This window comes from Pseudomonas farris, assembly GCF_019145235.1.
Lineage (GTDB): Bacteria > Pseudomonadota > Gammaproteobacteria > Pseudomonadales > Pseudomonadaceae > Aquipseudomonas > Aquipseudomonas farris.
The window spans coordinates 1-25,439 of record NZ_JAHSTV010000015.1 but is presented as its reverse complement, the minus strand read 5'-3'; the positions used below and the strand labels follow the sequence as shown (position 1 = coordinate 25,439).

Here is a 25,439-nt window from a genome sequence, read left to right as displayed (position 1 = left end):
ACACACCATGACTGAGATCGTTCAACTTATCTCCCCGGTCGATGGCCGGGTCTACGCCGAACGCCGCCGTGCCGATGCAGCGCAGATCGAGCAGGCTCTGGCAGCTGCCGCAACCGCCCAGGCGCAATGGAAGCGCCGACCACTGAGCGAACGCGCAGCCTTATGCAGCGCCGCCGTGGACGCGATGCTGGCGATGAAAGACGAGATCGTGCCGGAACTGGCCTGGCAGATGGGCCGCCCGATACGCTTCGGCGCCGGCGAACTGCGCGGCTTCGGAGAACGTGCGCGGCACATGATCGCCATTGCGCCTGAGGCATTGGCAGCGATTGAACCTGCACCCATCGCCGGTTTTCGGCGCTGTATCAAACGTGAACCGCTGGGTACGGTGCTGGTCGTCGCACCGTGGAATTACCCCTATCTGACGGCGGTGAATACGATCATTCCGGCGCTGATGGCGGGCAACAGCGTCATCCTCAAGCACGCCACGCAAACGTTGCTGGTGGGCGAGCGTTTCGCCGAGGCCTTTCGCCGCGCCAATCTGCCCGAAGGACTGTTTCAGAACTTGCTGCTTAGTCATCTCTATACCGCAGCGATCATTGCCTCTGGACGCGTACAACAGGTGAACTTCACAGGCTCGGTGGACGCCGGCAAGGCCATGGAACAAGCGGCCGTCGGAGGTTTCCTCGGCGTAGGCCTGGAGCTTGGCGGCAAAGACCCCGCCTACGTCCGGGCAGACGCCAACCTTGAACATGCGGTGGAAAACCTGGTGGATGGCAGCTTCTTCAACTCCGGGCAGAGCTGCTGCGCCGTCGAACGCATCTATGTCGATGAAAAAATTTACCCGGCCTTTATCAAGCGCTTCGTCGCCTTGACCCGCCAATACGTACTCGGCAATCCGCTGGACGAAGCCACCACCCTCGGCCCCTTGATCACACCGAGCGCCGCTGAATTCGTTCGCGGGCAGATCGCCGATGCACTGGCACAAGGGGCCAGGGCGCTGATCGATCCAAAGGACTTTCCCGCCGATGCACCGGGCAGCGCCTACCTCGCGCCGCAGGTACTGGTGGACGTTACCCACCAAATGTCGGTAATGCGCGAAGAAAGCTTTGGCCCGGTGGTCGGCATCATGCCGGTGGCCAGCGACGACGAAGCTATCGCCTTGATGAACGACAGTGAGTTCGGGCTCAGCGCTTCTATCTGGACGCAAGACCTCGCCGCCGCCGAACGCATCGGCGACGAGATCGCCACCGGCACCGTATTCATGAACCGCTGCGATTATCTGGACCCGGCCCTGGCCTGGACCGGGGTGAAAAACAGCGGGCGCGGCGTAACGCTGTCGCGCCTTGGCTATGAACACCTGACCCGCGCGAAATCCTTCCATCTGCGCCACGAGATCTGAGCCATGAGCCTGACCGCGAACTGGAACTACCCCACGAGCATCCGCTTTGGCGTCGGCCGCATCGCCGAACTGGCCGAGGTCTGCCGCAGCCAAGGGATCCAGCGACCGTTGCTGGTCACCGACAGCGGCCTGGCGCGTGCCCCTATCACCACGGCAGCGGTGGAATCCTTGCGCGCTGCCGGCCTCGGTGTAGCGCTGTTTTCTGATCTCAAACCCAACCCCGTTGAAGCCAACCTCGCGGGTGGGCTCGATGCCTGGCGCGCCGGCAAACACGATGGTGTGGTCGCCTTCGGCGGCGGTAGCGGCCTGGATATGGGCAAGCTCATTGCATTCATGAGCGGCCAGACCCGACCGGTTTGGGATTTCGAAGACATCGGCGACTACTGGACACGCGCCGACGAAAGCAGCATCGCCCCGGTCATTGCGGTGCCGACCACCGCGGGCACCGGTTCCGAAGTCGGCCGTGCAGCGGTGATCATCGACGAACGTACGCACACCAAACGCATCATTTTCCACCCGAAGATGATGCCGCGGGTGGTCATCAGCGACCCGGCCCTCACCATCGGCATGCCGGCAAAAGTCACCGCCGGCACCGGCATGGATGCGTTTGCCCATTGCCTGGAATCGTACTGCGCTCCCGGTTTCCATCCCATGGCCGAAGGCATTGCGGTGGAAGGCATGCGCCTGGTGGCCAATGCGCTGGTGCGAGCCGTACACACCCCCTCCGATCTCGACGCACGCGCGCAAATGCTGGCGGCTGCCGCGATGGGCGCCACCGCTTTCCAGAAAGGTCTGGGGGGCATGCACGCACTCGCGCATCCGGTGGGCGCCCTGTACGACACCCACCACGGCATGACCAATGCCACTTTCATGCCCTATGTGCTGAAGTTCAATCGCCCGGCCATTGAGGAACGCATCACCCGTCTGGCGGCGTATCTGCGCCTGCCCTCCCCGGGCTTCGACAGCTTTCTGGCCTTCGTCCTCAAGCTGCGCAAAGACATCGGCGTGCCGCATACGCTGTTTGAGCTGGGCGTGGATGACAAACAGGCCGATCTGATCGCGGACATGGCGATTGTCGACCCCTGCGCCGGTGGCAACCCGTTGCCGTTGACACGAACGGGCGCGGCAGAAATTTTCGACGCGGCGTTTCACGGCCGGCTCTAGAGCAATCGCCTGTCCATGGCCAACGTGTGAGCACGCAACCTGGATGGGTTTCAACCGTTAGAGGCAGGAGCAGTACGACAGGGGGTTGAAGACAAACCCATTCGGCAACGCACCACGCGGATGGATGTGGATCAAAACCTGAACAAGAGCACACGCTATGAGTCCAGTAAGCCAACCCGGCGCCACCGCGCCACAAGACGACGACCTCAAGGTGTTGCACAGCATGGGCTATGCCCAGCAACTCTCGCGACGCATGGGCGTTTTCTCAAACTTTGCCATTTCCTTTTCGATCATTTGCATCCTCTCGGGTGGCATCAACTCGCTGGCCCAGGGCACCTCGGGTGCGGGCGGTGCAGCCATCGGTATCGGCTGGCCACTCGGTTGCCTGATCTCCGGGGTTTTCGCCATGGCCATGGCACAGATTTCCTCGGCCTACCCAACGGCCGGCGGTCTCTATCACTGGGGCTCGATTCTCGGTAACCGCTTCACCGGCTGGCTGACGGCCTGGTTCAATCTGCTAGGGCTGATCACGGTGCTCGGCGCGATCAACGTCGGTACCTATTACTTCTTTTTCGGTGCCTTCGGACCGGCCCTGGGAATGGAAGACACCATCACCACACGGATCATTTTCCTGGCGATCCTGACCGGCATCCAGGCTTTGTGTAACCATTTCGGCATCGGCCTGACGGCAAAGCTCACCGACTTCTCGGGCTACCTGATCTTCGCCACGGCGCTCGCACTGACCATCGTCTGCCTGATCGCTGCACCCAGCTATGAGTTCGTCCGGTTGGTGACCTTCGGCAACTATTCCGGCGAGGCCGGCGGCAGCGTCTGGCCACAGGTGTCGAACGGCTGGATTTTCATGCTCGGCCTGCTCTTGCCGATCTACACCATCACCGGCTACGACGCCTCCGCGCACACCTCCGAAGAGACTCGTCAGGCAGCCTGGTCGGTGCCGCTCGGGATGGTCAGCTCGGTGGCCTGGTCGTTGCTGTTCGGCTGGGTCATGCTCTGCTCGTTTGTACTGATGTTGCCGAGCATGGACGAAGCGGCGAAGCAGGGTTGGAATGTGTTCTTCTGGGCGATGGACACTCAGGTGAACCCGGCGATCAAAATGGTGCTTTACCTGGCGATTTTCATCTCGCAGGTTCTCTGCGGGCTGGCGACCGTGACCTCGGTTTCACGCATGATCTTCGCGTTTTCCCGTGACGGCGGCCTGCCCTTCTCGAAAGCATTGGCCTCGGTCTCTCCGACCCATCGCAGCCCGGTGGCGGCGATCTGGACCGGTGCCACTCTCGCGGTGTTGTTCGTGTGGGGATCGTCCCTGGTATCGATCGGTGAAACGCCGGTTTACACGATCGTGGTCTCCTGCACGGTGATCTTCCTGTTCTTCTCTTTCATCATTCCCATCGTGCTGGGCCTGTTTACCTACGGGACTGCGAAGTGGCCGACCATGGGACCGTGGAACATGGGGCGCGGGTTGTATTCGTTTTTCGCCATCCTCTCGATCCTCTCGATGGTGCTGATCTTTGTCATCGGCATTCAGCCACCGAACGATTGGGCGCTGTACATCACGCTCGGCTTCCTGATTCTGACGGCAATCATCTGGTTCGCCTTTGAAGCCCGACGCTTCCAGGGCCCGCCCGTGGGCGAGATGATCATCAAGCGTCAGGCAGAAATCGCAGCGGCTGAAGAGGCGTTGAATAAACAGGCTGGGAGCTAATTGCCATAGCCCAAAAGCGGGGGGCTGAGCGCTAATGCCAGTCAGTTAAGCAATCCATGTGGGAGCGGGCTTGCTCGCGAAGAGGGCGTGTCAGTCGACATTAATATCGCTTGGCACACCGCTTTCGCGAGCAAGCCCGCTCCCACAGGTTTCGCATGCTTAACTGACTGGCATTAGGCGCTGCCCCTCCGCTTTTTATGAAGTGGCGCAATCGGGATCAACCAACAGGAAGCACGCAGATGGACCGTCTTACGGCGAAAGATTTTGCCCCTGAACTGCTCGAACTCTACGACTACTACGCCCACGGCAAAATCAACCGGCGAGAGTTTCTTGATCGTGCGGCGCTGTTCACCTTGGGCGGCCTGACGGCCACAGCCCTCCTCGCCGCCCTGAGCCCGAATTATGCGCTGGCCGAGCAGGTGCAATTTACCGACCCGGACATCATTGCCGAGTACATCACTTACCCCTCGCCCAAGGGTCACGGGCAGGTTCGTGGCTATTGGGTGCGCCCTGCCAAAGCCACCGGCAACGTGCCGGCGGTGGTGGTCGTGCATGAAAACCGTGGGCTCAACCCTTACATCGAGGATGTCGCCCGGCGTCTCGCCAAAGCGGGGTTCATCGCACTCGCCCCTGACGGCCTGACGTCGGTAGGCGGCTATCCCGGCAACGATGACAAAGGCCGGGAATTGCAGCAGACCGTCGACCCGGAAAAACTCATGAATGACTTTTTCGCCGCCATCGAATGGCTGATGAAACATGACGCCACCAGTGGAAAAGTCGGCATCACTGGTTTCTGTTATGGCGGTGGGGTTGCCAATGCCGCGGCCGTGGCCTATCCAGAGTTAGGGGCTGCCGTGCCCTTTTATGGCCGTCAGCCGAAGGCAGAAGATGTCCCCAGAATCAAGGCGCCTTTATTGCTTCACTATGGCGAACTGGATACACGCATCAATGAAGGATGGCCCGCCTACGAGCAGGCGTTGAAAGCGGCCGCCAAGACCTATGAAGCCTATATCTATCCTGGCGCTAACCACGGTTTTCATAACGACTCTACACCTCGATACGATGATGCCGCCGCCAGGCTTGCCTGGGACCGAACCCTGGCCTGGTTTCGGCGTTACTTGGCTTGATTAATCAAACACGAATAATGGCGATAAGGAACTTAACGCTTATGAACAAGTAACTTAACAGGTCTTCCTTCATCGCCAATCTTAATATTGAACATATCGCCTCCTAACCCATCGCGATTAATAAAATAATATTAAAAATTACTCTTCCATTGCCCATTGCATATTTATCGGCGCCTGCTTAACTGCAAAAACTGCTGATGACAGCAGTGCCCGTAAACACCACGGAAGGAATCGTTATGAGCAGTTCAACTCGCCATAGCATGCCCCCCTATGGGGTGGCCATCCAAAGCGCGATCAAGGCAGGCGACCTGCCGCAAATGAAGACGCTATTGAAACAACGCGATGCATCCACACCAGAAAACAAAGAGCTAAGTACTGCTTACGAGCAGTTGGCCAAGGAAGTCGCACGCCTGGAAAAGCACTAACAGCTATTTCCGCTCCCCTTATTGCAATGGAGGCAATAACCATGTCTGGTTCTAATCAGCAACTTGTCGGTTTGTTCCCGCTCGGCTACCGAATTGGTACTTCGATGCCGGGTGCACAAAGTCTGGCACTCAATCTTCTGGTCTTTACCCCTGATGAGACTGTAAACGGCACCGCTGCAATCACTCAGGCGACCAACCCGCCGCTGGATGTGCATTCCGATGTCTGGGGCGAGTACACCTACCTGACGGTCATGTCACCCGGCGTCAGCAAAATCCTGATCACCGCACAAGGCAATCATGGCGGCTCAGGCTCGAACTCCATCGTGAATTTCAAGTTGCAACTGGTGGTGGGCACCGACTGGAAAGAAGGCGTCGCCAACTATTCGTACTTGAATGGTCAGCAGCAGTGGGTCGAGGTTAACAATGCGCCCGCCCATCTCATTGAGGCGGTGCCGTCCCACGTCTCCCCGTTGCCGTTGGAGCCCGGCCCGGTGATTCCGCCGGAGTCGTCTTATCCGCCCATCATGCCGCTGTACGCCGCACCGATTCAAAGTGCAATGGCCAGTGGTGACCTGGCCCAGATGAAAAACCTGTCGCGCCTGGCCCAGCAGCAATTGGATCAGCAACCCCAACTGCAGAGTGCGCTTGAAACGGCCAAGGAAGAAATCAGCCGGCAGGAACGCCGCTGACTCGACCACGAAATATGCCCGACTTGTCTTGAATACAAATAAGGGAGTAGCACCATGTCAATCGGACTTTTTCATACCCGCCTCAACGTCAGCAATCACCTGCTGGGCGCACCGGTTTTAACCCTCGATTTGCTAGTGGATACCGCAAAGAAAAAGGTCAGCGGAATTGCCAGTATTTTCCAAAGCACTTATCCGCCCCTCAACTTCCGTGCCCGTGTCTGGGGTGAGTACTCCGAGGCCAAACTGGTGCCGACGGCTGAGAACCACATCATCCTCACCTTGGCCGGCAGCCCGAGCGGCCCTCTCAGCCAGATCGCCCAGACCTTCGGTTTGAAGGGCATTTTAGGCGGCGATTGGGCGAGCGGTTATGCCGACTACAAGTACGAGAATCAGGGCCAATGGCATTACGTGAAACACGCAGCGGTCAGCCAGGCTCCTGTTATTGTGCGCCCAGAGCATCCGCACCATGCGGTGCCGCTCTACGCCGTCGCGGTCCAGCAAGCGCAAACCAGCGGTGACCTGGCACAACTGAAAGCCGTGGTCAGCCAGGGTGAACAGCAACTGGCCCACAGCGGTGCGCTGCGCAATGCACTGGATCAGTTGAACGTTGAAATCGCTCGGCTGGAGGCTCGCTAACTCGTCGGCCAATGCCAGTCAGGCAAGCACAATCCATGTGGGAGCGGGCTTGCTCGCGAAGGCGGCAGCACAGTCAATATTGATCGCCTGACGCCCGCTTTCGCGAAACGAACCCGCCCTGCTGCTGACTGGCCCCGGTTCATTTCAACAACATAAAGGTAAATCCGGTCGCGCCACTGACACAGGGAAGGCGCGAACACTTCGATGGATTCGTGCCGCGCACGCGTCGTGCGCAAGGATTTCCCATGTCAGACAGTCGCCCTGCCCGCTACCTCAGTGAAACCGACCTCAAACGCTACGTGCCAGTGCATGTAGTCTGGGAAATCACCCTGGCCTGCGACCTCAAATGCCTGCACTGCGGCTCACGTGCCGGCCATCGACGCCCCGACGAATTGAACACCCGGGAATGCCTGGACGTCATTGATTCCCTGGCGGCCCTTGGCACTCGCGAGATCACCCTGATTGGTGGTGAAGCCTATTTGCGCAAGGACTGGACGCAACTGATCCAGGCCATCCACGATCACGGCATGTACTGCGCCATACAAACCGGTGGACGCAACCTGACGCCCGCAAAAATGCAGGCAGCGGTGGATGCCGGGCTCAATGGCGTCGGTGTTTCACTGGATGGATTGGCCCCGCTGCATGACGCGGTGCGCAATGTTCCGGGCTCGTTCGACAAGGCGGTAGACACCTTGCGACGCGCAAAACAGTCCGGCCTTGCGGTGAGCGTCAACACCCAAATCGGCGCGGCCACGTTGCCCGATCTGCCCGAGCTGATGGACCTGATCATCGGCCTCGGCGCCACTCACTGGCAGATCCAGCTGACGGTCGCGATGGGCAATGCCGTCGATCACCCAGAGCTGTTATTGCAGCCCTGGCAACTGCTGGAAGTGATGCCGTTGTTGGCGCGCCTGTATCGCGAAGGCGTCGATCGCGGCCTGCTGATGAACGTGGGCAACAACATTGGTTACTACGGTCCTTATGAACACATGTGGCGTGGTTTCGGTGATGAGCGCGTGCACTGGAGCGGCTGCGCCGCCGGCCAGACCGTGCTGGCACTGGAAGCCGACGGCACCGTCAAAGGTTGCCCGTCATTGGCAACGGTGGGGTTTTCGGGGGGCAACGTGCGCAACATGAGCCTGCACGATATCTGGCACTACAGCGAAGGCATGCACTTTGGCCGCCTTCGCGGTGTCGAGGACCTGTGGGGTTACTGCCGAAGCTGTTACTACAACGATGTCTGCCGTGGCGGCTGCACCTGGACGTCGCACTCCCTGCTCGGCAAACCCGGCAACAACCCCTACTGCCATTACCGCGCGCTGGACCTGCAAAAGCGCGGGCTGCGCGAGCGCATCGTCAAACTCGAAGACGCGGCAAAGACCTCCTTCGCCGTCGGACGTTTTGACCTGATCACCGAACGCATCGACACCGGCGAGAAGGTCAACAGCGTCAGCGACAGCGGTCAGGTGATCAAACTGGCCTGGGCAAACCAGGGCCAGAAATCGCCGGACGAAGGACGCATTCCGCCGCAACTGGCGCTGTGTCGCGGCTGCTTGCAGTACATCCATGCGCACGAAGTGACTTGCCCTCACTGCGATGCCGATGTCGCCGCCGCAGAAGCCGTGCACCAGACAGACCGTGCGCGGCAACAAGCGATAATCAACACCCTGACCGGCCTGCTGGGGTTGCCGCAAAATACCTTGATGTAAGGGAGTAATGGCCAGTCAGTCAAGCGCAATCCATGTGGGAGCGGGCTTGCTCGCGAAGACGGCGGCACAGTCAACATTGATGTCGCCTGACACACCGCTTTCGCGAGCAAGCCCGCTCCCACAGGTATCGCATCTTAACTGGCTGGCATTTGCCAAGGCGGTCCTTGCGCAAATCTGGCCTCCAGCCATTCCTTGAAGGCCATGAGCGTTGCCGGTGTGAACGCGGCGGATGCTCGCACCAGATAGATCCCGCCCTGAGCATCCAGGTCCCACTCCGGCAGAACGCGAATCATCTGGCCGTTGGCGATTTCGCGGCTCATCAGCCACTCACCGGCGCCCAAAATACCGACGCCAGCCTTGGCCGCGGCGAGCAACGCCTCGCCGTCGTTCGAGGTCAAGGTTCCCCTGGTGATGACCCTCTCCTGCCGATCACCCTTCGACAAACGCCATTCAGGAAACGCCGCAAGGCCGGTAAAGCCCAGGCAGTTGTGCTCGGTCAGTTCTTTCGGGCTGGCCGGTAAACCATGCTGTCCTATGTAACTCGGTGAGGCGCAGAGAATGCGGCGATGATCACTGAGCTTCTTCGCAACCAGGCGGTTGTCGTTCAATTCGCCAATACGAATCGCCGCATCGAATCCTTCACCAATAATGTCGACGACGCGATCGCTGTAATCCACCTCGACGGAGACCAGTGGATGAGCCGCCAGAAATTCCGGCAGCATCGACGCCAGCCACAAGCGCCCCATCGCGGCAGGAAAAGCCAGGCGCAAAACGCCACGAACCTGCGCCGCGCCCAGTGACGCTTCCTGTTCGGCCTCGATGATCAACCCCGTGGCAGAGCGCAGACGTTCGACGAGGCGGCTGCCGGCATCGGTCAACCGCACCTGGCGCGTCGTGCGCTCCATCAGCCGCACGCCCAAGCGCTTTTCCATCGTCGCCAGGCGCTTTGAAATCACCGTCGGATGGCGTTGCAGCAACCGTCCGGCAGCCACGAACGAATGCGCCGAAGCGACCGCAAGAAGTGCTGCAATTTCATCGATGTGGCGGCTGTCCAGTGGGTTCACAAAACACTCTTTTTTTCAGATAACAGACGATCAGGGTTTGAGGACGATCGCTCCGCGAGATTGGCCGCCTTCCAGATCGGCATGAGCTTTGGCCACATCGGCCAATGCATAGCGGCCCCAGATACCGGGCTTGATTATGCCCGCCTCGACCGCGGCCAGTACATCCTCGGCCCGTTGCCGGTATTCAGCGATGTCAGTGGAGTGCGCGGCGAGTGAAGGACGAGTCAAGAACAACGAGCCCTTGGCATTGAGCGTGCCCAGTTCGACCGCTGTCGGCGCCCCGGAGGATGCCCCGAAAGACACCATCAACCCACGCGGTCGCAAGCAGTCGAGCGACGCTTCGAACGACACCCGCCCGATGGGATCGTAGACCACATCGGCTTTCTTGCCGTGGGTGATCTCCGCCACATCCGCGGCCAGTGTCTGTGCATTGAACACCAGCACCGCATCGCAGCCCAGCGCCTTGGCTGTCTCGATACTCTCGGCCCGGGACACAATGCCGATGACAAAGGCTCCCAGGTGTTTGGCCCACGTCGCCATGATCTGCCCGAGACCGCCCGCTACGCCATACAACACCAGGGTGGTGCCGGGGCCGACCGGATACGTCGTCTTCAGCAGGTACTGCGCGGTAATGCCTTTGAACAACACCGCCGCGGCCTCTTCAGCCGTCAACGCATCGGGGATCGGCACCAGCCGCTCGGCCGGAAACAGCCGCGCACTCGCGTAAGCGCCAATAGGCCCTGTTGCGTAGACCACCCGATCACCCACCTTGACGTTGCTCACTCCCGCGCCGATGGCGGCAACCCGGCCCGCCCCTTCAAGGCCAAGACCCGACGGCAATGGCAGCGGTACGGCGCCCTTGCGCTGACTCACATCGAGGAAGTTGACGCCAATCGCCTCCTGCTCCAGCCAGACTTCACCCGGCCCCGGCTCACGCGCCGGCACTTGCTCGATGGTCATCACCTCAGGTGCGCCGGTGTGTGCGATACGAACGACAGAAACCATGCCTGACTCCTTCACTTCAGCGCAGCCCATCTGCGCAATGTACGGGAAGTATCGGCACTCGATTTAAAGTGAACAATACAGCTTTACTGCAGTTCATTACTGCACACGGTGCAGCAGTGTGAAACGCGCAGCGTCAGCGCGACAACAAGGGCCAGAACGATCAAGACTACAGCGACGGCAAACGTTATCCGCATCCCGTTGGCGATGACTGCGGGAGATGCCGTGGTGATGTCTGCCGTCGCCGAGGCAAAGGCGAACACCGCGCCCATGACCGAGGCTCCGGTGATCAGGCCGAGATTGCGCGACAGGCTGAGCATCCCGGCAATCACGCCGCGCTGATCCGGACGGATATCGGTCATGATCGCGGTGTTGTTCGCGGCCTGGAACAACGCATAGCTGGCCGTGATCACCGCAATGGGCGCGAGGTAACCGAGGATGCCGAAACCCACCGGCATCATGGATAACCCCCCCGTGCCGAGCGTCATTGCGACGAGCCCGACGAGGGTCATGCGCCGAGTGCCAAAACGGTCCACCAGGCGACCGGCCGGCACACCGGTCAGCGCCGCCACCAACGGGCCGACCGACAAGGCAAGTCCGACAAGCGCTGTACCTAGGCCAAGCGCACCCGAAAGATAAAACGGCCCGACCACCAGTGTCGCCATCATCACCGTCGAAACAAGCGTGCTCATGGCCAGGCTTGCGCTCAATCCTGGCTCGCGGAACAGCGCCAATTTAATCAATGGCGAGGCAACCTTGGCCTCGACGATTATGAAAAGCCCAACGCCAACAACAGCCGTCATCAGCAGCGCAATATTGAGAGGCCCCAGCTCACCCTGGCCGATCGTCATGGCCAGCGCATACGCCCCGAGCGTCAACGCCAGCAGCAACGTGCCTGCCTTGTCGAAACCCACCCGCTGCGATTTCGACCGCTGAAGTTCCGCCGGCAAATAGCGATACGCGAGCCAGATATTCAGAACACCCAGCGGCACGTTGAGCAGAAAAATCGCCTGCCAGCCGAAGCCGGAAATCAACAACCCACCGAGTGACGGCCCCAGCGTGGTACCGACCGCCGACATCGTGCCGAGCAATCCCATGGCGCTGCCGGTCTGCGCTTTCGGCACCGTCTCACCGACAAACGCCACGGTCAGCGCCAGCATGATCGCCGCCCCGAGCCCCTGCACGGCCCGGGCACCGACCAGCCACCCAAGCGACGGCGCGACACCACACGCCAGCGATGACAGGGTAAAAATGCCGATGCCCGCCAGCAGCAAACGTCGACGGCCGACGAGGTCACCGAGTCGTCCGACGCTGACAATCAGCGTGGTGATCGCCAGCAGATACGCCAGAACAATCCACTGCACTTGCTGGAAGGACGCATCGAATGCCTCGGCCAATATCGGCAAACCCGCGTTGGCGATGCTGGTGTCGAGTGAGGGCATCAACATCGACAGTGAAAGGCTCGCGAGCGCCCAGCGAACCGAGCCTGATTGAGTGATGAGTTTCATGGTTTGGCCACATCTGAAAGGTAGATCAGCAGCGTATTCCCGTGCGTGACAAGGCGGAAGGCGCAGCATTTGCACTTTATAGATGCGCTTGACGCCATGTCATCCGCACGTCGTGCTAACGTTGAGGCATGACGACTCCCGACCTGAATTTGCTGATTACCCTGGATGCGCTGCTCGCCGAAGGCAGCGTCGCACGCGCCGCCCAACGACTGCGTCTGAGCCCGTCGGCCATGAGCCGGGCGCTGGCGCGATTGCGCGAAACGACGGGCGACCCGCTGCTGGTCCGGGCCGGACGCGGGCTGGTGCCGACGCCCCGAGCACTCGAACTGCGCGAACACGTCAGTCGATTGGTGCAAGACGCCGGAGCCGTTCTACGCCCCGCCGAACAGCTCGACCTCAAGCAACTGGTGCGTACATTCACGCTGCGCACCAGCGACGGTTTCGTCGAAAACTTCGGCCCGGCACTGATTGTCCGCGTCAGTGAACAAGCACCCGGCGTACGCTTACACTTTGTGCAGAAGCTGAACAAAGACAGCGCCGCACTTCGCGACGGTTCCGTCGACCTGGAAACCGGTGTGGTCGGCGGCACGACGAGCCCGGAAGTGCGCACCCGTGCGTTGTTCGAAGATCGCTTCATCGGCGTCGTGCGCACGGGGCATCCGCTGAGCCAGGGCGAGGTCACCGCCTCCCGTTATGCCGCTGGCAGGCACATCCTGGTCTCGCGACGCGGGCTCGATAAGGGGCCTATGGATGAAGCCTTGGAAGGGCTGGGACTGGAGCGCGAGATCACTACTGTTGTCGGCGGCTTTTCGGTTGCGCTGGCGCTGGCTCGCGCCTCGGACCTGATCGCCACCGTGCCTGCGCAACACACCCGAAACCTGCGCGCCGGCCTGCACAGTTTCGCCCTTCCGTTCGACCTGCCGCCGATCACCATTTCGATGCTCTGGCACCCACGCATGGATGCCGACTCTGCACATCGGTGGCTGCGTGAATGTGTTCGAGAGGTTTGTGCGCAGTCCTAGAGTTTCACACCTGACCGCTTCATTTTTTCTGCAGCCCCTTCAACCGCAAACTCGCCCGCTGCACCGCCGCCATTTTTTCCGGGCGCTTCATGCGTTTCCATTTTCTGATGTCGTCCTTAGTGCGGCCACAACTGACACACAGTTCACCGCTCAGCTGGCAAATAGAAACACACGGATTTTCGATATCCTTGGCCACGTTTCAACCCCGCGTCGAGCGCTTGGGCGCCAGGCGTTGCTGCCAGTTGCCGGCATTGGCGCGCTGACATTGTTCTTCAGAATCAAACTGCACATGGGCCGCTACCGGGCTGACGAGAACGTCCGCTTCGCTTAACGCCACGGCCGTCAGTTCGACCATGCGCTCGCCCTGCCCGCTCGCCAGCGCCTGATCCTTGTTGGCCTGCGTATCGAAGACCCAGACCACCCGCAGGCTGGAAGGAAAGACGTCGTAATCGACTTCGTGGGTCAGCCAGCAGAACCCTACTATTTCCGCTTTGGCGATTTCACACGCCTCGGTCAGGGTGGCGACCAGGCGACGTTCGATGTGGGCCTGATCGCGTTTGCTTAAAGACATCGGGTAAGGGTCCTTGGGTGGGCGGCGATGGAAGGGGCTCATCATACGATATCGTTCAGTGAATAACGGTGGACCTGAATTTCGGGCTGATCCGAGAGTTGCTGCGTCTGTGCCGCCGTCATCGCGGGCAAGCCACGCTCCCACAGGTTTTGTGTTGGAACATGGTCATGTAAACGATGCATGCCTGAGCTGTCGAAGGTTGCGATCTTTTGATCGGCTCCATCCCGACGGCTCAGATAAAAGAAAATACCTATCACCCCCCAATACTCCACCTATTAGCTGACTGCTTTATAGGCGTCTAACCTTATTGGAGCGCTGGCGTGAGCTGGCCGGTTGAGACTTGATAAAAGATACGAATGAGTCAGAAGCGTACTAGGCTTGCCGTGGGCCACCGTATTGGCAACTCGATTGCTGCTCTCCAGATTTCCCGTGTGACCACGACGATCGGTTGATCGAACGGCTGCAGCCTATGTCATTGATTTCGCTCGTCGCTATTGCGCGCCCACCCCGGGCCGGATAGCCGGATGAATACGACCAAAGGTAGCGCACACATGGCAAATGAATCGAAATGCCCGTTCAATCACGCCGCCGCGGGCGGTGGTACGACGAACCGCGATTGGTGGCCGAACCAACTGAACCTGAAGATCCTGCACCAGAATTCGCGGCTGTCCGACCCTACGGATGAGGGCTACAACTACGCCGAAGCGTTCAAAAACCTGGACTTTCAGGCGCTCAAGCAAGACCTGAACGCGCTGATGACCGATTCGCAAGACTGGTGGCCGGCAGACTTCGGTCACTATGGGCCGCTGTTTATTCGCATGGCCTGGCACAGCGCCGGCACCTACCGCACCGGTGACGGTCGTGGCGGTGCCGGTTCCGGTCAGCAGCGCTTCGCACCACTCAACAGTTGGCCGGACAACGTCAGCCTCGACAAGGCGCGCCGGCTGCTTTGGCCGATCAAGCAAAAGTATGGTCGCAACATCTCCTGGGCCGACCTGATCGTGCTCACCGGTAACGTCGCGCTGGAATCCATGGGCTTCAAGACCTTCGGCTTTTCCGGCGGTCGGCCAGACGTTTGGGAACCGGATGAGGCCGTCTACTGGGGCTCGGAAAACAAGTGGCTGGGCGGCGACACCCGCTATGAAAAAGACAAAAAGGAACCCATGCAAGAACCCGGCGAAGGCCCACTCGTTGCTGAGCCGGGGGAAAATGAGGACAGCCGTACCGACGGAGGACGCAACCTGGAGAACCCGCTCGCCGCGGTGCAAATGGGCTTGATTTACGTCAACCCGGAAGGCCCGGAAGGCAACCCGGATCCGGTCGCTGCTGCGGTGGACATCCGCGAGACCTTCGGGCGCATGGCGATGAATGACGAAGAAACCGTCGCGCTGATCGCCGGCGGCCACGCCTTCGGCAAGACCCACGGCGCCGGCCCTGCCGACAACGTCGGCGCCGAGCCCGAAGCCGCGGGCCTCGAAGCTCAAGGCCTGGGCTGGAAGAGCACCTTCGGCAGCGGCAAGGGCGGCGACACCATCACCAGCGGCCTGGAAGTGACCTGGACCACCACGCCCACCAAGTGGAGCAACAACTACCTGGAAAACCTGTTCGGTTTCGAGTGGGAACTGACCAAGAGCCCGGCGGGCGCCAACCAGTGGACGGCGAAAGGCGGTGCTGGCGCGGGCATTATTCCGGATGCTCACGACCCGTCGAAGCGGCGTAATCCGACCATGCTGACCACGGACCTGTCCCTGCGATTCGACCCGATTTATGAGCCGATTTCACGGCGCTTCCTGGCGAACCCGGACCAGTTGGCCGACGCATTCGCCCGCGCCTGGTTCAAGCTGCTCCACCGCGACATGGGCCCCCTCTCCCGCTACCTCGGCCCGGAAATGCCCAACGAAGAACTGCTGTGGCAAGACCCGATTCCGGAGGTTGACCATGCCCTGGTCAACGACAGCGACGTCGCCGCACTCAAAGGCAAACTCCTGGCCTCGGGCCTGACCGTCTCGCAACTGGTATCGACCGCTTGGGCAGCGGCCTCCACCTTCCGCGGCTCCGACAAACGCGGCGGCGCCAACGGCGGACGTCTGCGTCTGGCTCCGCAAAAATTCTGGCAGGCCAACCAACCTGAACAACTGGCGAGCGTACTGGCGAAACTCGAGAGTATTCAGAACGAGTTCAACAACAGCGGCAAGAAAATCTCGCTGGCAGACCTGATCGTGCTGGCCGGTTGTGCCGGTGTCGAACAAGCAGCGAAAAATGCTGGCCAGACTGTGACGGTACCTTTCACACCAGGCCGGATGGACGCCTCGCAAGAACAAACGGACGTTGAATCCTTCGGGTTCCTCGAACCCGTCGCCGATGGCTTCCGTAACTACCTCAAATCCCGCTACAGCGTACCGGCCGAGGCCTTGCTGATCGACAAGGCACAACTGCTGACGCTCACCGCGCCAGAAATGACCGTGCTCATCGGCGGCCTGCGCGTGTTGAACACCAACGTCGGGCAAACCCAGCATGGCGTCTTCACAAAGCAGCCAGAAGCGTTGACCAACGACTTCTTCAAAAACCTGCTCGATATGAGCGTGGAATGGAAACCAGTGTCGGAGGCCAATGAAGAGTTTGAAGGACGCGATCGGAAAACCGGCGACCTTAAATGGACGGGTACGCGTGTCGATCTGGTGTTTGGCTCGAATGCGCAGTTGAGGGCGCTGGCTGAGGTCTATGCCTGCGACGACGCGAAGGAGAAGTTTGTGAAAGACTTCGTTGCGGCTTGGGTCAAGGTGATGAATCTGGATCGGTTTGATTTGAGATGAACTGAGCAATATTGCTGAAAACCCGCAACGCCTCCCTATGTGGAGGCGTTGTGCTTTTTGCTGATCTATCGGCCAGGATAGACACTCAATCGTGGGCTTATTGAATCAGCTGCCGAATTCCCAGAGACAAAATCAAACCGCCGCACAGTCGATCAATAGCTTTTTTTCTCCGTCGATACGCTGAAGCGATCTCAGGTTGCGAAAGAGCGATTGCGACCACTCCATACCAAGTCATCGAAACCACAACTACGACTGCCAGCATCGACAAAAACGTGCCTGGTGCAACGTGGGTGGGGGCTGCGGCTGAGAAAATAGCGGCATAGAAGGCCATGGATTTAGGGTTGCCAATGTTCGTCACAACCCCCTGAATGAATGATTGCCGAAAGTTACCGACGACTGCATTGCTACAGGGGGCAAGCGCGCTCTTCCCGGCCTTGAGCAGCAGTCCGAATCCAAACCACATCAGGTAGGCTGCCCCCAGAACTTTTACGATCAGCGCCGCCCAAGGGAACGCAGCAAATACAACGCCGATACCTGCGATTGCACAGGTGGCCCAGAACAAATTGACCAATACGATGCCTGCTACCAAGGCCAAAGCTTCTGACCGCGTAGCAGCCACCGCTTTGTGAACTACGGCAACGAAATTTGGCCCTGGAATAACGACACCGGCCAGGTAAACCAAAAAGACTGTCAAAACGGCGGGACCATCGATCATCTGCATTCCTTGCGAGTGTTGTGCCCAGGGACAGTCTTTCAGATCAAGGCCGCCCGCGGACTCAACGTACAACGAAATAATAATTCGATACAGGGCTTTTCGGCATGGTTGTATTTTTACGCCAGGAACAGTCATTTTCAGGCTCGGGCCGCGCTTGATCTTCAAAGAAAAAGCCCCACCCACCTAAAAATGGGACGGGGCTTTTTACTGCGCAACTCACTGGAATATGGGCACCCCACCTTCTCCTTACACCGGAGAAATCGTGGCAAGCGCACCAATCAAAATGGTCAACACCAGAAATCCGCCCAGGAAAAATGCCATCTTGCCCATGGGGCCTCCTACGTTATGAGTTTGCGGTGCAGCGGCTACCACAACTGCTGACCGTGCTGTCATTGTGAGCCGCAGGCTGATCCCATTACAGATGCAGATAACCCAAAAAAATACGGATCAGAACGACGCAGCCCCCGCCACAAGAAGCTGCCGAAGGCTGCGATCTTTTGATCTTCAGCATCCGTGGCTTTACATCCCGGTAGAGAACTCTGGCGGGTGTTCAATTGCAGGTCGTATGGTGCGTAAAGCTGCATCGTATTGACAAAGTATCTGCAGAGCCCAGTCGGCACGCGTCCGAATGCGATGATCATTTTCGTCTGCAGGCCTTTCGCTGTTTAACATCGACTCTACGTTTCTAATGACGAGTTGTTCAGGCAAATACATGATCCGGCTATTTTTGTAGCTCGATGCGCGTAATTCAGCAATTGGATATGCCCCGCCAAGTCCTGCCGAAACGCCCACCAAGAGCGCAGGCTTATGTCCAAGTTCGCTGAGCCCTGCGTACAAAAAGAAGTTTTTCAGGGCCGGGCAAGCCATGCCATTCCACTCAGGGCTGATCACGATCAGTGCCGTCGCTTTTTTGAGAATGGATTGCTGGGCATTCCAGACTCTGTCGGTGTCTTCTTCTGGCCAAAGCGGTAGCCGACTGGAAGCCAGGTCTATCAGTTCGCTTGAGTCACACAACTCAAGTTTCTCTAATCGGTCGCGCAGATACCTGGCGACCTTGATTGACTGACTGTTTGATCTGTTCGATCCAGACAGCAGAACAATATGACGACTCATCGCGCCACCTTCTGGTTAGCGTTTACCTTGGGTGCGGAACGGCGGGAACGCACGATGGGCCAGAACAATTCTTCTTTCCAGCTTATCGGTGACAAGTGTTCGATTCCGTAGGCTGGCGGGCGCCGACGGGTAATTTTTGCGGTTCCGAACAGGATGTCCCAAAAAAATAACAGGTTGCCGAAATTGCCTTTGTAATGGGTAACGCCATCCTCGGCAGTCAAACCGTGATGCGCAGAGTGAGTGGAGGGTGTGGAGAAGGTTCGCTCCAAAACCCAAACAAGTGGGCGTAACGCGGGGATGCGATAAAGTTTGTCGTCCCATGCAACGCTGCTGTGCGCTGCGAAAATTACAGTCATCTTTACAATCAAATAAACATAATAAATGGGAGCAAGACCGAGATATATCAGCATGCCAGACAGCCAGATCCCGGGCATCAGAAGGTAGTAAAAGCTGTTATTTCGATAAACAATTCGAACACTCATGTAAGGCGCGGAATGATGTGCTCGGTGCAATGCGTAAAGTGCGGGAACCCGGTGAGTCAGGCGATGCCACCAGTATTGGGTCATGTCATCGAGCAGTAAAAACAATACAAATCCTGCAATCCACGGGATTCCAGCCAACGCGTCCTTCATGTCCGGTACAGCCTGACTTAGTATCTTGCCACTTAGCCACATGACTAGAGGGAATGTAACCGCCAGCAGTATGCCGGAGCCGACGACTTCAATGAGTACGTCACGTTTGCCGCCTGACGACTGACGAAACGAGGAACAGGCAAGCTCTAGCAAAATGAAGGCAAGGAAAATCCCGGCCACTATCAACGCAGGGTTATTGGCGAGCATTATTGTATTCATGGCACTCTCGATTTAGGCCCTTGCGGGCAATGCCATGTCATTAGAAACCCAGGAGTCAGCCCTCCCAATGCGCGAAATGGACAGAATTGAGCTAGAACCGGCCAATCGCCCGCCCCAGCGCTTTCATCGAGGCAGGCTGGGCCAAGTGCTGGAGCGCTTTCTTGACAGCCAGGTTGCCCGAAAAAGCACGGATTACAGCCTGATCGAACTGGATCAGCTGTGGCGCGAGGCGGCGCGCATTGATCCGGCGATCGGGTTAAAACTGTTCGCGCTGTTCACGCCTCAGGACTGGCACGTCCTGGCTTATCTTTGCCTGTATAGCCCCGACGTTTTGTCGTCCATGCAGCTTTGGGCCCGATACGCACCGCTTGCATCGGACACCGACAATGTGAGGTTGGTGAATGACGAAAACGGCGTCGGAATTGAGTTGTGCGTCGATGCGCCAAGAGAGTTGGCGCGGTATGTCATCGAACATTATGGGGTGATGTCCATCGCGCAATTGCGACGTGGAACGGGGCAGGATGTGCAGCCAATTCTGGCAAAATTCATGCATTCGCGTCCGTCGTATTACAAGCAATATGCCCAGTGGTTTGGAGACCGCATCGAGTTTGACTGCCCGGTTAACCGCTTCTATTTCCATGCACAAAGCTTGAGCCTGCCAATGCAAACCCGTCATCACGGGATGTTGGAGTTATTGACTCAGGAACTGGATCGACGGATTGCCGCGCATCGCAATTTCAACGGTTGGTCAGCCAAGGTTGCCGAAGGTGCGCGACGATCTCTGGCGAGAGGTGAAACTCCGAATCTGGACGATCTGGCAAAGGCGTTGCACCAGACGCCCAGGACATTACGCAGACGCCTGGAAGAACAAGGCACGACCTTCAGGCAATTACTCGATCAGGTTCGTGCAGAACTGGAACTGCATCTTGAGTTGCAAGGCGAGTCGTTGACGGAGATTGCAGCTCAATTGGGCTACAGCGATTTGACTGCCTATCTCCATGCCCGAAGTCGATGGCGGGACGCTAAATAATTGGCATCTGCGAAACCGCTGAAACTCAAAAGATCGATCATTACCGTATCGACTATCCGATCGGCGTAGTCTTCATGTGGGGTAGGAACTTTCCGATTTTTCAAAGGGCCTCTGAGAGGTCTTCGGCCAATATGAACCCTCTGCTAGGCTAGCCGTCAGGGGTTATTTGGTTTTGGAAGGTCATATGAAAATTGTTAAAGGGACATTGTTCGTCATCCTTATCGTTGCCTTGGCCATCGGGGCGTTTAATTTGATATTCGTGGCAGTGTCTAGCTACTTTGGGCCGTTCTACGAGGGTGATGCGGACCAAAGTCGGAACTTTGCAATTTGGCTTTTGGGTAATGTAGGGGTTGGGTTGCTTTCGGTTGTTATGGGTGTTGTTTTGTATCGGCGATATCTGCGCAGGGCACCTGTTTGAATGAACAACTTCGGCACCGATGGTGGTGAGCGACCGGTGCCCCTCGTGCTGTTGCCCACCTGATAGAAAACTAGTTGCCCCGCCCGCCACCAAACGACCATTCATCTGCCGCGGTAGTGGTAATCACCACCATGACGTCCTCAGGGTCGATGCCTGGCGCTCGACTCAGTCTCTCGACCAAGGTGCGATAGAAACGCTGTTTCGTCTCGATGTCTCGAGGGCGACCGGCAGTAATCGCGATCAGCACAAAATCATGGCTGCGCGGACCGCCCAGGTAGCCGGGATCAAATATCAGTTCGCCCACTTCATGTTGGTGAATGACCTGGAACCGGTCGGCCATCGGCACTTCGAAGCTTTCTACCAACGCGTCGTGCAGCCCCTGTGAGAGGGCCTGTAAATACTCGGCCGACTTTCCCCGGTGCAATGAAATACGTGCAAATGGCATAACGGTCTACTCCTGCAAAACCCACTGACAGGAGAAAAACTATCAAGTCGCGATAATTCTGAATATCCGATTTAATGGCGACCATAGTCCTGAATGAGTGGATGATTCGATGCGCCGTCCGACCTTCGATCTTGATGTGCTGCGTACTTTCGTGACCGGTGTGGAGTTCAACAGCTTTGCCAAAGCGGCGGATCGGCTCAATCGCTCGACGTCTGCCGTGAGCGCACAACTCAAGAAGCTTGAGGAACAGATAGGCGCGCCAGTGCTGTCCAAATCCGGTCGAGGGCTGGTGTTGACGCCGGTGGGTGAATCCCTGCTCAGCCATGCCCGCCAACTGCTTGAAATGAACGACAGCATTTTCCAGACCCTGCACGAAAGCCAGACCGCCGCAACGGTACGTCTGGGGCTGCAGGAAGACTTTGGCGAACACTTTCTCAGCGACATCCTGCGACGCTACGTCAAGATGTACCCGAAGGTGAGCCTCGAAGTCAGGATCGCGCGTAATACCGAACTGCTTGCATTGATCGACAGCGGTGGCCTGGACCTGGCCCTGACGTGGGACACAGGGCACAAGTCCCCTTATGCCACGCGCCTGGGTGAAACGCAGATGCACTGGATCGGGTCTCGTGACACGCCACCGCTCAACTGCGATATAGATTCTCCCCTGCCCTTGATCATGTTCGACGCCCCTTGTGTGTTGCGCAGCGCGGCAACCCAGTCATTGGATGAGGCGCGGATCCCTTGGCGAATCGCGCTGACCAGCCCCAGCGTTGGTGGAATCTGGGCGGCCGTTGCTGCCGGTTTGGGCCTCACGTTGCGAACCCGCATGGGGCTGCCAGGACATCTCGCTGTCATTGCTGGCCTACCCACGCTGCCGACCCTCGGCTATGTGCTTTATCGTGGAGCAGAACACCTGGCGCCTGCCACCCGACAACTGGCTGCGTTGATACAAACCCGTCTGGAGGAGCAGGCATTCAGTATCACTGCAGGCGCCGGGAAAGGGCTGGACATCGGGCTCGCTAACAGGCGAGCAAAAGCGTAGCTTTTGCGAGTCCAGTGAGCGAAGCGAGCGGTGTTGAGCGCCTTGTTAGGCGTATTCAACGGAATGTTCCATTTAAAAATTTTCTGCCTCGGGCGCACGGAAGGCCTTACTGTAGTAGCCAGACGGGTCGAAACAGCAAACCTGCTTCTTGCCGGATGCAAGCATATCGCAGGCATCACCAATTCGTTTTGCGCGCGTCTTAAGTTGCTTGGCTGAAGTAATCCAGTGTATCCAGTCTACTCGTGCGATGGTCGTCGTATTGTTCCAAACTTTACGAGCCTCAGGAGTGGCTGCCAGTGCCTCCTGAAAATCTGGTGGGATGTCAGGCTCGGGTTCCTTCTTCACAGGGGTTAGCTCTAGTGTAACGATATCCCCAACGGCCGCGCCTGCGGCTTCGTGTAACTCTCTACTTACCTGCAGCCAATGGCTCAGCTGACCATCCGGCTCAAGGGTTGCCTGGAAATGGTGCCCATTGATTGTACCTTCAACTGTCGTCCTTCCTCGTCTCGGAAGCTGTTCACTCGCGTCTCTTGGCAGTACTACGAACGCCCACGACGTATCATTACCAGGCTTTGCCGGACGAAGAAGCTTTGCTTCGAATCGGGATTTCACATCGATTGTTGTCATTGCAACTCCTCCAACTAATACGCCTAACTACTATTTGGCGACATCACTGTCGCGTTTAAACGCGACAGTGATGTCGTATAACGTTCCTTGTCGTCCTGCAAGCCCTTGTCTAGCCTGGAGGAATTGCAGCGAACGCGACATAGCCCAAGGAGAAACGGGACATGGAAGACGCCAAGCTCAGCTGCGGTAAAGATTCAGTGCAGAAGGTCGACGCTAACTATTTGCCACTAGTCTGTCCAGCGGCTGCTATCGGTCGATTAAAAGTCATTGGCTAATCGTTCCGCTTTGCACATCACCGCAAACCCGTTGCCATTGGCAAAACACGCTCTCTAGCGCGAAGCGGTGATCCCTTTGTTCATCCGTGATTTAACGGTATGTTGAAGTCCTCAACTCAAGGACGACCCATGGCCATCCACGCACCCACCCCCACGCAAAAACACTTGGCAGTGTTAATCGACGCCGACAATGCCCCCGCAGCAATTGTTGAAGGTTTATTCGAAGAAATCGCCAAGTACGGTGTCGCCAACGTCAAGCGGATCTATGGCGACTGGACTGGCCCTCAGTTGGGTGGATGGAAAAAGGTGCTACTCGACCATTCGATTCAACCTATCCAACAGTTCGCGTACACCAAAGGTAAGAACGCAACAGACAGTGCCTTGATCATCGACGCAATGGACTTGCTGTACACCCGACGCTTCGACGGTTTCTGCCTGGTTTCGAGCGACAGTGACTTCACCCGCCTCGCTTCGCGGTTACGAGAAGAAGGTTTGACGGTCTACGGGTTTGGTGAAGAAAAAACCCCGAGACCGTTCGTGTCGGCCTGCGACAAGTTCATCTATACCGAATTGCTGCGCGGTGAAGTGCTTGTTACTGCAAGCAATGGACATGGTCGACCCGAACCTGAGCCACCCGCCGAAATCGAGGCCGTCAAAGTCGCCAGTACGCCCGAAGTAAAAAAGCTACCCAAGGCACCAGTAAGTTTCATCGCAAAAATCCTGGATGACATTGCCGACGAGGACGGCTGGGCTCACTTGGGTGCGCTGGGCACCAACATCAGCAAATTGAGACCTGAGTTCGACCCTCGCACCCATGGTTATAAAAAGCTCAGTGAGTTGATCAAGGGATATCCGGATACGTTTGAACTGCAAACTAGAGGAACGTCGGGAGTGGGTGGTTCAATACTCTATGCCCGGCACCGACAGCCGAGCTCGTAGCCCCCGTCACCAGCGACCGCTCTGGCCGATTCCTGCCTGTCATGACTGGCCGAAATCGACCCAAAGCGGGAGATCACCGAGGTCGACGGACCAGGATAATTAAGCGCTTGTCGCGTTCATGTACTTACTGAAATTGTTGATGTGGTCGTCGAGATTATCCTCAAGCATCATCCGGTACTGCTCACAGAAATAGTTCAACATCTCTTCGCGAGCCTGCGCCATCTCCGCGCCGGATTTGAAGCCCCGAGCGCTTACCCAAGCATTGAATCGTGTGGTGCCAAACATCATCGATGCGCTTACTTTGCCAAGGTTTTCGAATTCCCTTAGCTGCTCGTTTGATAGGTTTATATGCGCGTCTGCACGATCGTAGAATGATTTGTCACTGTTATCTGGCATTGCTAGTTACCTTTTTGACCATTTTTAATTATTCCGTAATGGGCGTACTTCTTACTTCAGGCAGCTAAAAAGCGGAATGAAGAATACCAAAGGATGATTCTTTTGACCGGTTGCGGCCCGTCACCAAGGGCCGCAATCGACAAAGCAGACGGTGGCGTGTCTACGAAATCAGGGGCGATTCAAAAAGCCCTGCTCTAGAATTGCCCCCAGATAAGCGTGGATCGCTTGTCAAGTATTCACTTAAAGGATGAACACGATGGGCCGCACCAACCATATAGGCTAGGGGTGATCGGCTCATTCGTCAGCGACCGGGCCTTCCGGTTGTCTGTCCGCAATCCAAGATGTCTTGAAACGCACGGGGCCCCACAATCAGTCCCACGCGGTGGCAACAAGTGTTCCGCTCACCAGCAGGCCAGATGTCTCTCGATCAACCTCGCCACCTCGGCTGCGTGAGTAAAGCCCAGACTGTGATCGGCGCCAGGGAAAACGTGTAGTTCCGCGCGGGGTAACAGTTGAGCAAGGCGCTGGCCGACGCGAACGGGGCTGATCAGATCAGAATCTCCCCAGAGGAGCAGGACTGGCATGCGCAACTCGACCAACCGGAGCGTGAGGTCGGTGCGGTCGTCGAGAAACCACCTCGGCAGTGTCGGGTTGGCGGCAGCAAAATCCGGGCGCCAGTCATGCGCGTCCAGAGCAGACATATCCACCCCGCCAGAGGTGACGGTCAGCGTCAGGT

The 25,439-nt window shown here is 58.0% G+C and carries 27 protein-coding genes; 14 read left to right on the top strand and 13 right to left on the bottom strand.

Going from position 1 to position 25,439, the window contains the following annotated elements; all coding sequences use genetic code 11:
• Positions 1-7: 7 nt before the first annotated feature.
• The 8 genes from KVG95_RS26270 to KVG95_RS26235 all read left to right on the top strand — a co-directional run bounded on the left by KVG95_RS26270 (position 8) and on the right by KVG95_RS26235 (position 8,872).
• Positions 8-1,399 (top strand): aldehyde dehydrogenase family protein, encoded by a 1,392-nt coding sequence (locus tag KVG95_RS26270; RefSeq protein WP_217858465.1) that lies wholly within the window; start codon positions 8-10, stop codon positions 1,397-1,399.
• 3 nt (positions 1,400-1,402) lie between these two features.
• The gene (locus tag KVG95_RS26265) at positions 1,403-2,563 is read left to right on the top strand and encodes an iron-containing alcohol dehydrogenase (RefSeq protein ID WP_217858464.1); all 1,161 of its coding nucleotides are present in this window, start codon (positions 1,403-1,405) and stop codon (positions 2,561-2,563) included.
• A 157-nt stretch (positions 2,564-2,720) separates the two neighbouring features.
• A complete protein-coding gene (locus KVG95_RS26260) occupies positions 2,721-4,286 on the top strand; it encodes an amino acid permease (protein WP_217858463.1) in 1,566 nt (521 codons plus the stop codon).
• A gap of 239 nt (positions 4,287-4,525) precedes the next feature.
• Positions 4,526-5,413 (top strand): YghX family hydrolase, encoded by an 888-nt coding sequence (yghX, locus tag KVG95_RS26255; RefSeq protein WP_217858462.1) that lies wholly within the window; start codon positions 4,526-4,528, stop codon positions 5,411-5,413.
• A gap of 236 nt (positions 5,414-5,649) precedes the next feature.
• Positions 5,650-5,838, top strand: a complete 189-nt coding sequence (locus tag KVG95_RS26250) for a DUF1843 domain-containing protein (protein ID WP_217858461.1) — start codon at positions 5,650-5,652, stop codon at positions 5,836-5,838.
• A gap of 41 nt (positions 5,839-5,879) precedes the next feature.
• Positions 5,880-6,527 (top strand): DUF1842 domain-containing protein, encoded by a 648-nt coding sequence (locus tag KVG95_RS26245; protein WP_217858460.1) that lies wholly within the window; start codon positions 5,880-5,882, stop codon positions 6,525-6,527.
• Positions 6,528-6,581: 54 nt separating this feature from the next.
• Entirely contained in the window at positions 6,582-7,163 is a 582-nt protein-coding gene (locus tag KVG95_RS26240; protein ID WP_217858459.1) for a DUF1842 domain-containing protein, read from the top strand.
• 245 nt (positions 7,164-7,408) lie between these two features.
• Positions 7,409-8,872, top strand: coding sequence for a GDL motif peptide-associated radical SAM/SPASM maturase (locus KVG95_RS26235; RefSeq protein ID WP_217858458.1), 1,464 nt, complete (start codon positions 7,409-7,411; stop codon positions 8,870-8,872).
• A gap of 134 nt (positions 8,873-9,006) precedes the next feature.
• Here the strand turns inward: KVG95_RS26235 and KVG95_RS26230 are convergent, their stop codons facing one another.
• The 3 genes from KVG95_RS26230 to KVG95_RS26220 all read right to left on the bottom strand — a co-directional run bounded on the left by KVG95_RS26230 (position 9,007) and on the right by KVG95_RS26220 (position 12,446).
• Positions 9,007-9,936 (bottom strand): LysR family transcriptional regulator, encoded by a 930-nt coding sequence (locus KVG95_RS26230; RefSeq protein WP_217858457.1) that lies wholly within the window; start codon positions 9,934-9,936, stop codon positions 9,007-9,009.
• Between the two features lie 30 nt (positions 9,937-9,966).
• Positions 9,967-10,941 carry a quinone oxidoreductase family protein gene (locus KVG95_RS26225; protein ID WP_217858456.1) on the bottom strand — a complete coding sequence of 325 codons (975 nt, stop codon included), beginning with the start codon at positions 10,939-10,941 and terminating at the stop codon, positions 9,967-9,969.
• An 83-nt stretch (positions 10,942-11,024) separates the two neighbouring features.
• Positions 11,025-12,446 carry an MFS transporter gene (locus KVG95_RS26220; protein WP_217858455.1) on the bottom strand — a complete coding sequence of 474 codons (1,422 nt, stop codon included), beginning with the start codon at positions 12,444-12,446 and terminating at the stop codon, positions 11,025-11,027.
• A gap of 128 nt (positions 12,447-12,574) precedes the next feature.
• On the opposite strand from KVG95_RS26220, the gene KVG95_RS26215 reads away from it, so the two are divergent.
• The gene (locus KVG95_RS26215; protein WP_217858454.1) at positions 12,575-13,468 is read left to right on the top strand and encodes a LysR family transcriptional regulator; all 894 of its coding nucleotides are present in this window, start codon (positions 12,575-12,577) and stop codon (positions 13,466-13,468) included.
• A gap of 19 nt (positions 13,469-13,487) precedes the next feature.
• Here the strand turns inward: KVG95_RS26215 and KVG95_RS26210 are convergent, their stop codons facing one another.
• From KVG95_RS26210 to KVG95_RS26200, 3 genes are read right to left on the bottom strand one after another with little or no spacing between them, the layout of a single operon-like run.
• On the bottom strand, positions 13,488-13,664 hold the full coding sequence (locus KVG95_RS26210; protein ID WP_038982653.1) for a DUF1289 domain-containing protein: 177 nt from the start codon (positions 13,662-13,664) through the stop codon (positions 13,488-13,490).
• A 3-nt stretch (positions 13,665-13,667) separates the two neighbouring features.
• Positions 13,668-14,039 (bottom strand): hypothetical protein, encoded by a 372-nt coding sequence (locus KVG95_RS26205; protein ID WP_217858453.1) that lies wholly within the window; start codon positions 14,037-14,039, stop codon positions 13,668-13,670.
• Between the two features lie 41 nt (positions 14,040-14,080).
• Positions 14,081-14,296, bottom strand: a complete 216-nt coding sequence (locus KVG95_RS26200; protein WP_217858452.1) for a hypothetical protein — start codon at positions 14,294-14,296, stop codon at positions 14,081-14,083.
• Positions 14,297-14,563: 267 nt separating this feature from the next.
• Between KVG95_RS26200 and katG the strand changes: the two genes are divergently transcribed.
• Positions 14,564-16,852: a catalase/peroxidase HPI gene (gene katG / locus KVG95_RS26195; RefSeq protein WP_217858451.1), complete on the top strand. Its 2,289-nt coding sequence runs from the start codon at positions 14,564-14,566 to the stop codon at positions 16,850-16,852.
• A 97-nt stretch (positions 16,853-16,949) separates the two neighbouring features.
• Here the strand turns inward: katG and KVG95_RS26190 are convergent, their stop codons facing one another.
• The 3 genes from KVG95_RS26190 to KVG95_RS26180 all read right to left on the bottom strand — a co-directional run bounded on the left by KVG95_RS26190 (position 16,950) and on the right by KVG95_RS26180 (position 19,531).
• On the bottom strand, positions 16,950-17,567 hold the full coding sequence (locus KVG95_RS26190; RefSeq protein WP_217858544.1) for a LysE family translocator: 618 nt from the start codon (positions 17,565-17,567) through the stop codon (positions 16,950-16,952).
• Positions 17,568-18,086: 519 nt separating this feature from the next.
• Complete coding sequence (locus tag KVG95_RS26185) at positions 18,087-18,680, bottom strand: NADPH-dependent FMN reductase (RefSeq protein ID WP_217858450.1); 594 nt, start codon at positions 18,678-18,680, stop codon at positions 18,087-18,089.
• Positions 18,677-19,531 (bottom strand): sterol desaturase family protein, encoded by an 855-nt coding sequence (locus KVG95_RS26180; protein ID WP_217858449.1) that lies wholly within the window; start codon positions 19,529-19,531, stop codon positions 18,677-18,679. The genes KVG95_RS26185 and KVG95_RS26180 overlap by 4 nt, the downstream gene beginning before the upstream one ends.
• Positions 19,532-19,598: 67 nt before the next feature.
• On the opposite strand from KVG95_RS26180, the gene KVG95_RS26175 reads away from it, so the two are divergent.
• On the top strand, positions 19,599-20,561 hold the full coding sequence (locus KVG95_RS26175) for an AraC family transcriptional regulator ligand-binding domain-containing protein (RefSeq protein WP_217858448.1): 963 nt from the start codon (positions 19,599-19,601) through the stop codon (positions 20,559-20,561).
• A 184-nt stretch (positions 20,562-20,745) separates the two neighbouring features.
• Positions 20,746-20,979, top strand: a complete 234-nt coding sequence (locus KVG95_RS26170; RefSeq protein ID WP_217858447.1) for a hypothetical protein — start codon at positions 20,746-20,748, stop codon at positions 20,977-20,979.
• Between the two features lie 70 nt (positions 20,980-21,049).
• Here the strand turns inward: KVG95_RS26170 and KVG95_RS26165 are convergent, their stop codons facing one another.
• Positions 21,050-21,424: a tautomerase family protein gene (locus KVG95_RS26165; RefSeq protein WP_217858446.1), complete on the bottom strand. Its 375-nt coding sequence runs from the start codon at positions 21,422-21,424 to the stop codon at positions 21,050-21,052.
• Positions 21,425-21,533: 109 nt separating this feature from the next.
• Here KVG95_RS26165 and KVG95_RS26160 point away from each other — a divergent pair, with 109 nt between their 5' ends.
• Entirely contained in the window at positions 21,534-22,466 is a 933-nt protein-coding gene (locus KVG95_RS26160; protein ID WP_217858445.1) for a LysR substrate-binding domain-containing protein, read from the top strand.
• Between the two features lie 72 nt (positions 22,467-22,538).
• On the opposite strand, the gene KVG95_RS26155 is transcribed toward KVG95_RS26160, so the two are convergent.
• The gene (locus KVG95_RS26155; RefSeq protein WP_008070764.1) at positions 22,539-23,093 is read right to left on the bottom strand and encodes a YdeI/OmpD-associated family protein; all 555 of its coding nucleotides are present in this window, start codon (positions 23,091-23,093) and stop codon (positions 22,539-22,541) included.
• Positions 23,094-23,497: 404 nt separating this feature from the next.
• Between KVG95_RS26155 and KVG95_RS26150 the strand changes: the two genes are divergently transcribed.
• Positions 23,498-24,307, top strand: coding sequence for an NYN domain-containing protein (locus KVG95_RS26150; protein ID WP_123722197.1), 810 nt, complete (start codon positions 23,498-23,500; stop codon positions 24,305-24,307).
• A gap of 99 nt (positions 24,308-24,406) precedes the next feature.
• Here KVG95_RS26150 and KVG95_RS26145 read toward each other — a convergent pair whose 3' ends face one another.
• Positions 24,407-24,703, bottom strand: coding sequence for a DUF3144 domain-containing protein (locus KVG95_RS26145; RefSeq protein WP_217858444.1), 297 nt, complete (start codon positions 24,701-24,703; stop codon positions 24,407-24,409).
• A 401-nt stretch (positions 24,704-25,104) separates the two neighbouring features.
• Positions 25,105-25,439, bottom strand: a 335-nt coding sequence (locus tag KVG95_RS26140; RefSeq protein WP_217858443.1) for an alpha/beta fold hydrolase, incomplete at its 5' end; no start/stop codon positions are given.

Coding starts and splice junctions, on each gene's coding strand:
- KVG95_RS26180 (WP_217858449.1), bottom strand. CDS start 19,531: ATGAATACAATAATGCTCGCCAATAACCCTGCGTTGATAGTGGCCGGG.
- KVG95_RS26235 (WP_217858458.1), top strand. CDS start 7,409: ATGTCAGACAGTCGCCCTGCCCGCTACCTCAGTGAAACCGACCTCAAA.
- KVG95_RS26220 (WP_217858455.1), bottom strand. CDS start 12,446: ATGAAACTCATCACTCAATCAGGCTCGGTTCGCTGGGCGCTCGCGAGC.
- KVG95_RS26190 (WP_217858544.1), bottom strand. CDS start 17,567: ATGATCGATGGTCCCGCCGTTTTGACAGTCTTTTTGGTTTACCTGGCC.
- KVG95_RS26185 (WP_217858450.1), bottom strand. CDS start 18,680: ATGAGTCGTCATATTGTTCTGCTGTCTGGATCGAACAGATCAAACAGT.
- KVG95_RS26215 (WP_217858454.1), top strand. CDS start 12,575: ATGACGACTCCCGACCTGAATTTGCTGATTACCCTGGATGCGCTGCTC.
- katG (WP_217858451.1), top strand. CDS start 14,564: ATGAATACGACCAAAGGTAGCGCACACATGGCAAATGAATCGAAATGC.
- KVG95_RS26250 (WP_217858461.1), top strand. CDS start 5,650: ATGAGCAGTTCAACTCGCCATAGCATGCCCCCCTATGGGGTGGCCATC.
- KVG95_RS26245 (WP_217858460.1), top strand. CDS start 5,880: ATGTCTGGTTCTAATCAGCAACTTGTCGGTTTGTTCCCGCTCGGCTAC.
- KVG95_RS26160 (WP_217858445.1), top strand. CDS start 21,534: ATGCGCCGTCCGACCTTCGATCTTGATGTGCTGCGTACTTTCGTGACC.
- KVG95_RS26260 (WP_217858463.1), top strand. CDS start 2,721: ATGAGTCCAGTAAGCCAACCCGGCGCCACCGCGCCACAAGACGACGAC.
- KVG95_RS26205 (WP_217858453.1), bottom strand. CDS start 14,039: ATGTCTTTAAGCAAACGCGATCAGGCCCACATCGAACGTCGCCTGGTC.
- KVG95_RS26270 (WP_217858465.1), top strand. CDS start 8: ATGACTGAGATCGTTCAACTTATCTCCCCGGTCGATGGCCGGGTCTAC.
- yghX (WP_217858462.1), top strand. CDS start 4,526: ATGGACCGTCTTACGGCGAAAGATTTTGCCCCTGAACTGCTCGAACTC.
- KVG95_RS26145 (WP_217858444.1), bottom strand. CDS start 24,703: ATGCCAGATAACAGTGACAAATCATTCTACGATCGTGCAGACGCGCAT.
- KVG95_RS26240 (WP_217858459.1), top strand. CDS start 6,582: ATGTCAATCGGACTTTTTCATACCCGCCTCAACGTCAGCAATCACCTG.
- KVG95_RS26155 (WP_008070764.1), bottom strand. CDS start 23,093: ATGACAACAATCGATGTGAAATCCCGATTCGAAGCAAAGCTTCTTCGT.
- KVG95_RS26265 (WP_217858464.1), top strand. CDS start 1,403: ATGAGCCTGACCGCGAACTGGAACTACCCCACGAGCATCCGCTTTGGC.
- KVG95_RS26165 (WP_217858446.1), bottom strand. CDS start 21,424: ATGCCATTTGCACGTATTTCATTGCACCGGGGAAAGTCGGCCGAGTAT.
- KVG95_RS26150 (WP_123722197.1), top strand. CDS start 23,498: ATGGCCATCCACGCACCCACCCCCACGCAAAAACACTTGGCAGTGTTA.
- KVG95_RS26225 (WP_217858456.1), bottom strand. CDS start 10,941: ATGGTTTCTGTCGTTCGTATCGCACACACCGGCGCACCTGAGGTGATG.
- KVG95_RS26175 (WP_217858448.1), top strand. CDS start 19,599: ATGCGCGAAATGGACAGAATTGAGCTAGAACCGGCCAATCGCCCGCCC.
- KVG95_RS26170 (WP_217858447.1), top strand. CDS start 20,746: ATGAAAATTGTTAAAGGGACATTGTTCGTCATCCTTATCGTTGCCTTG.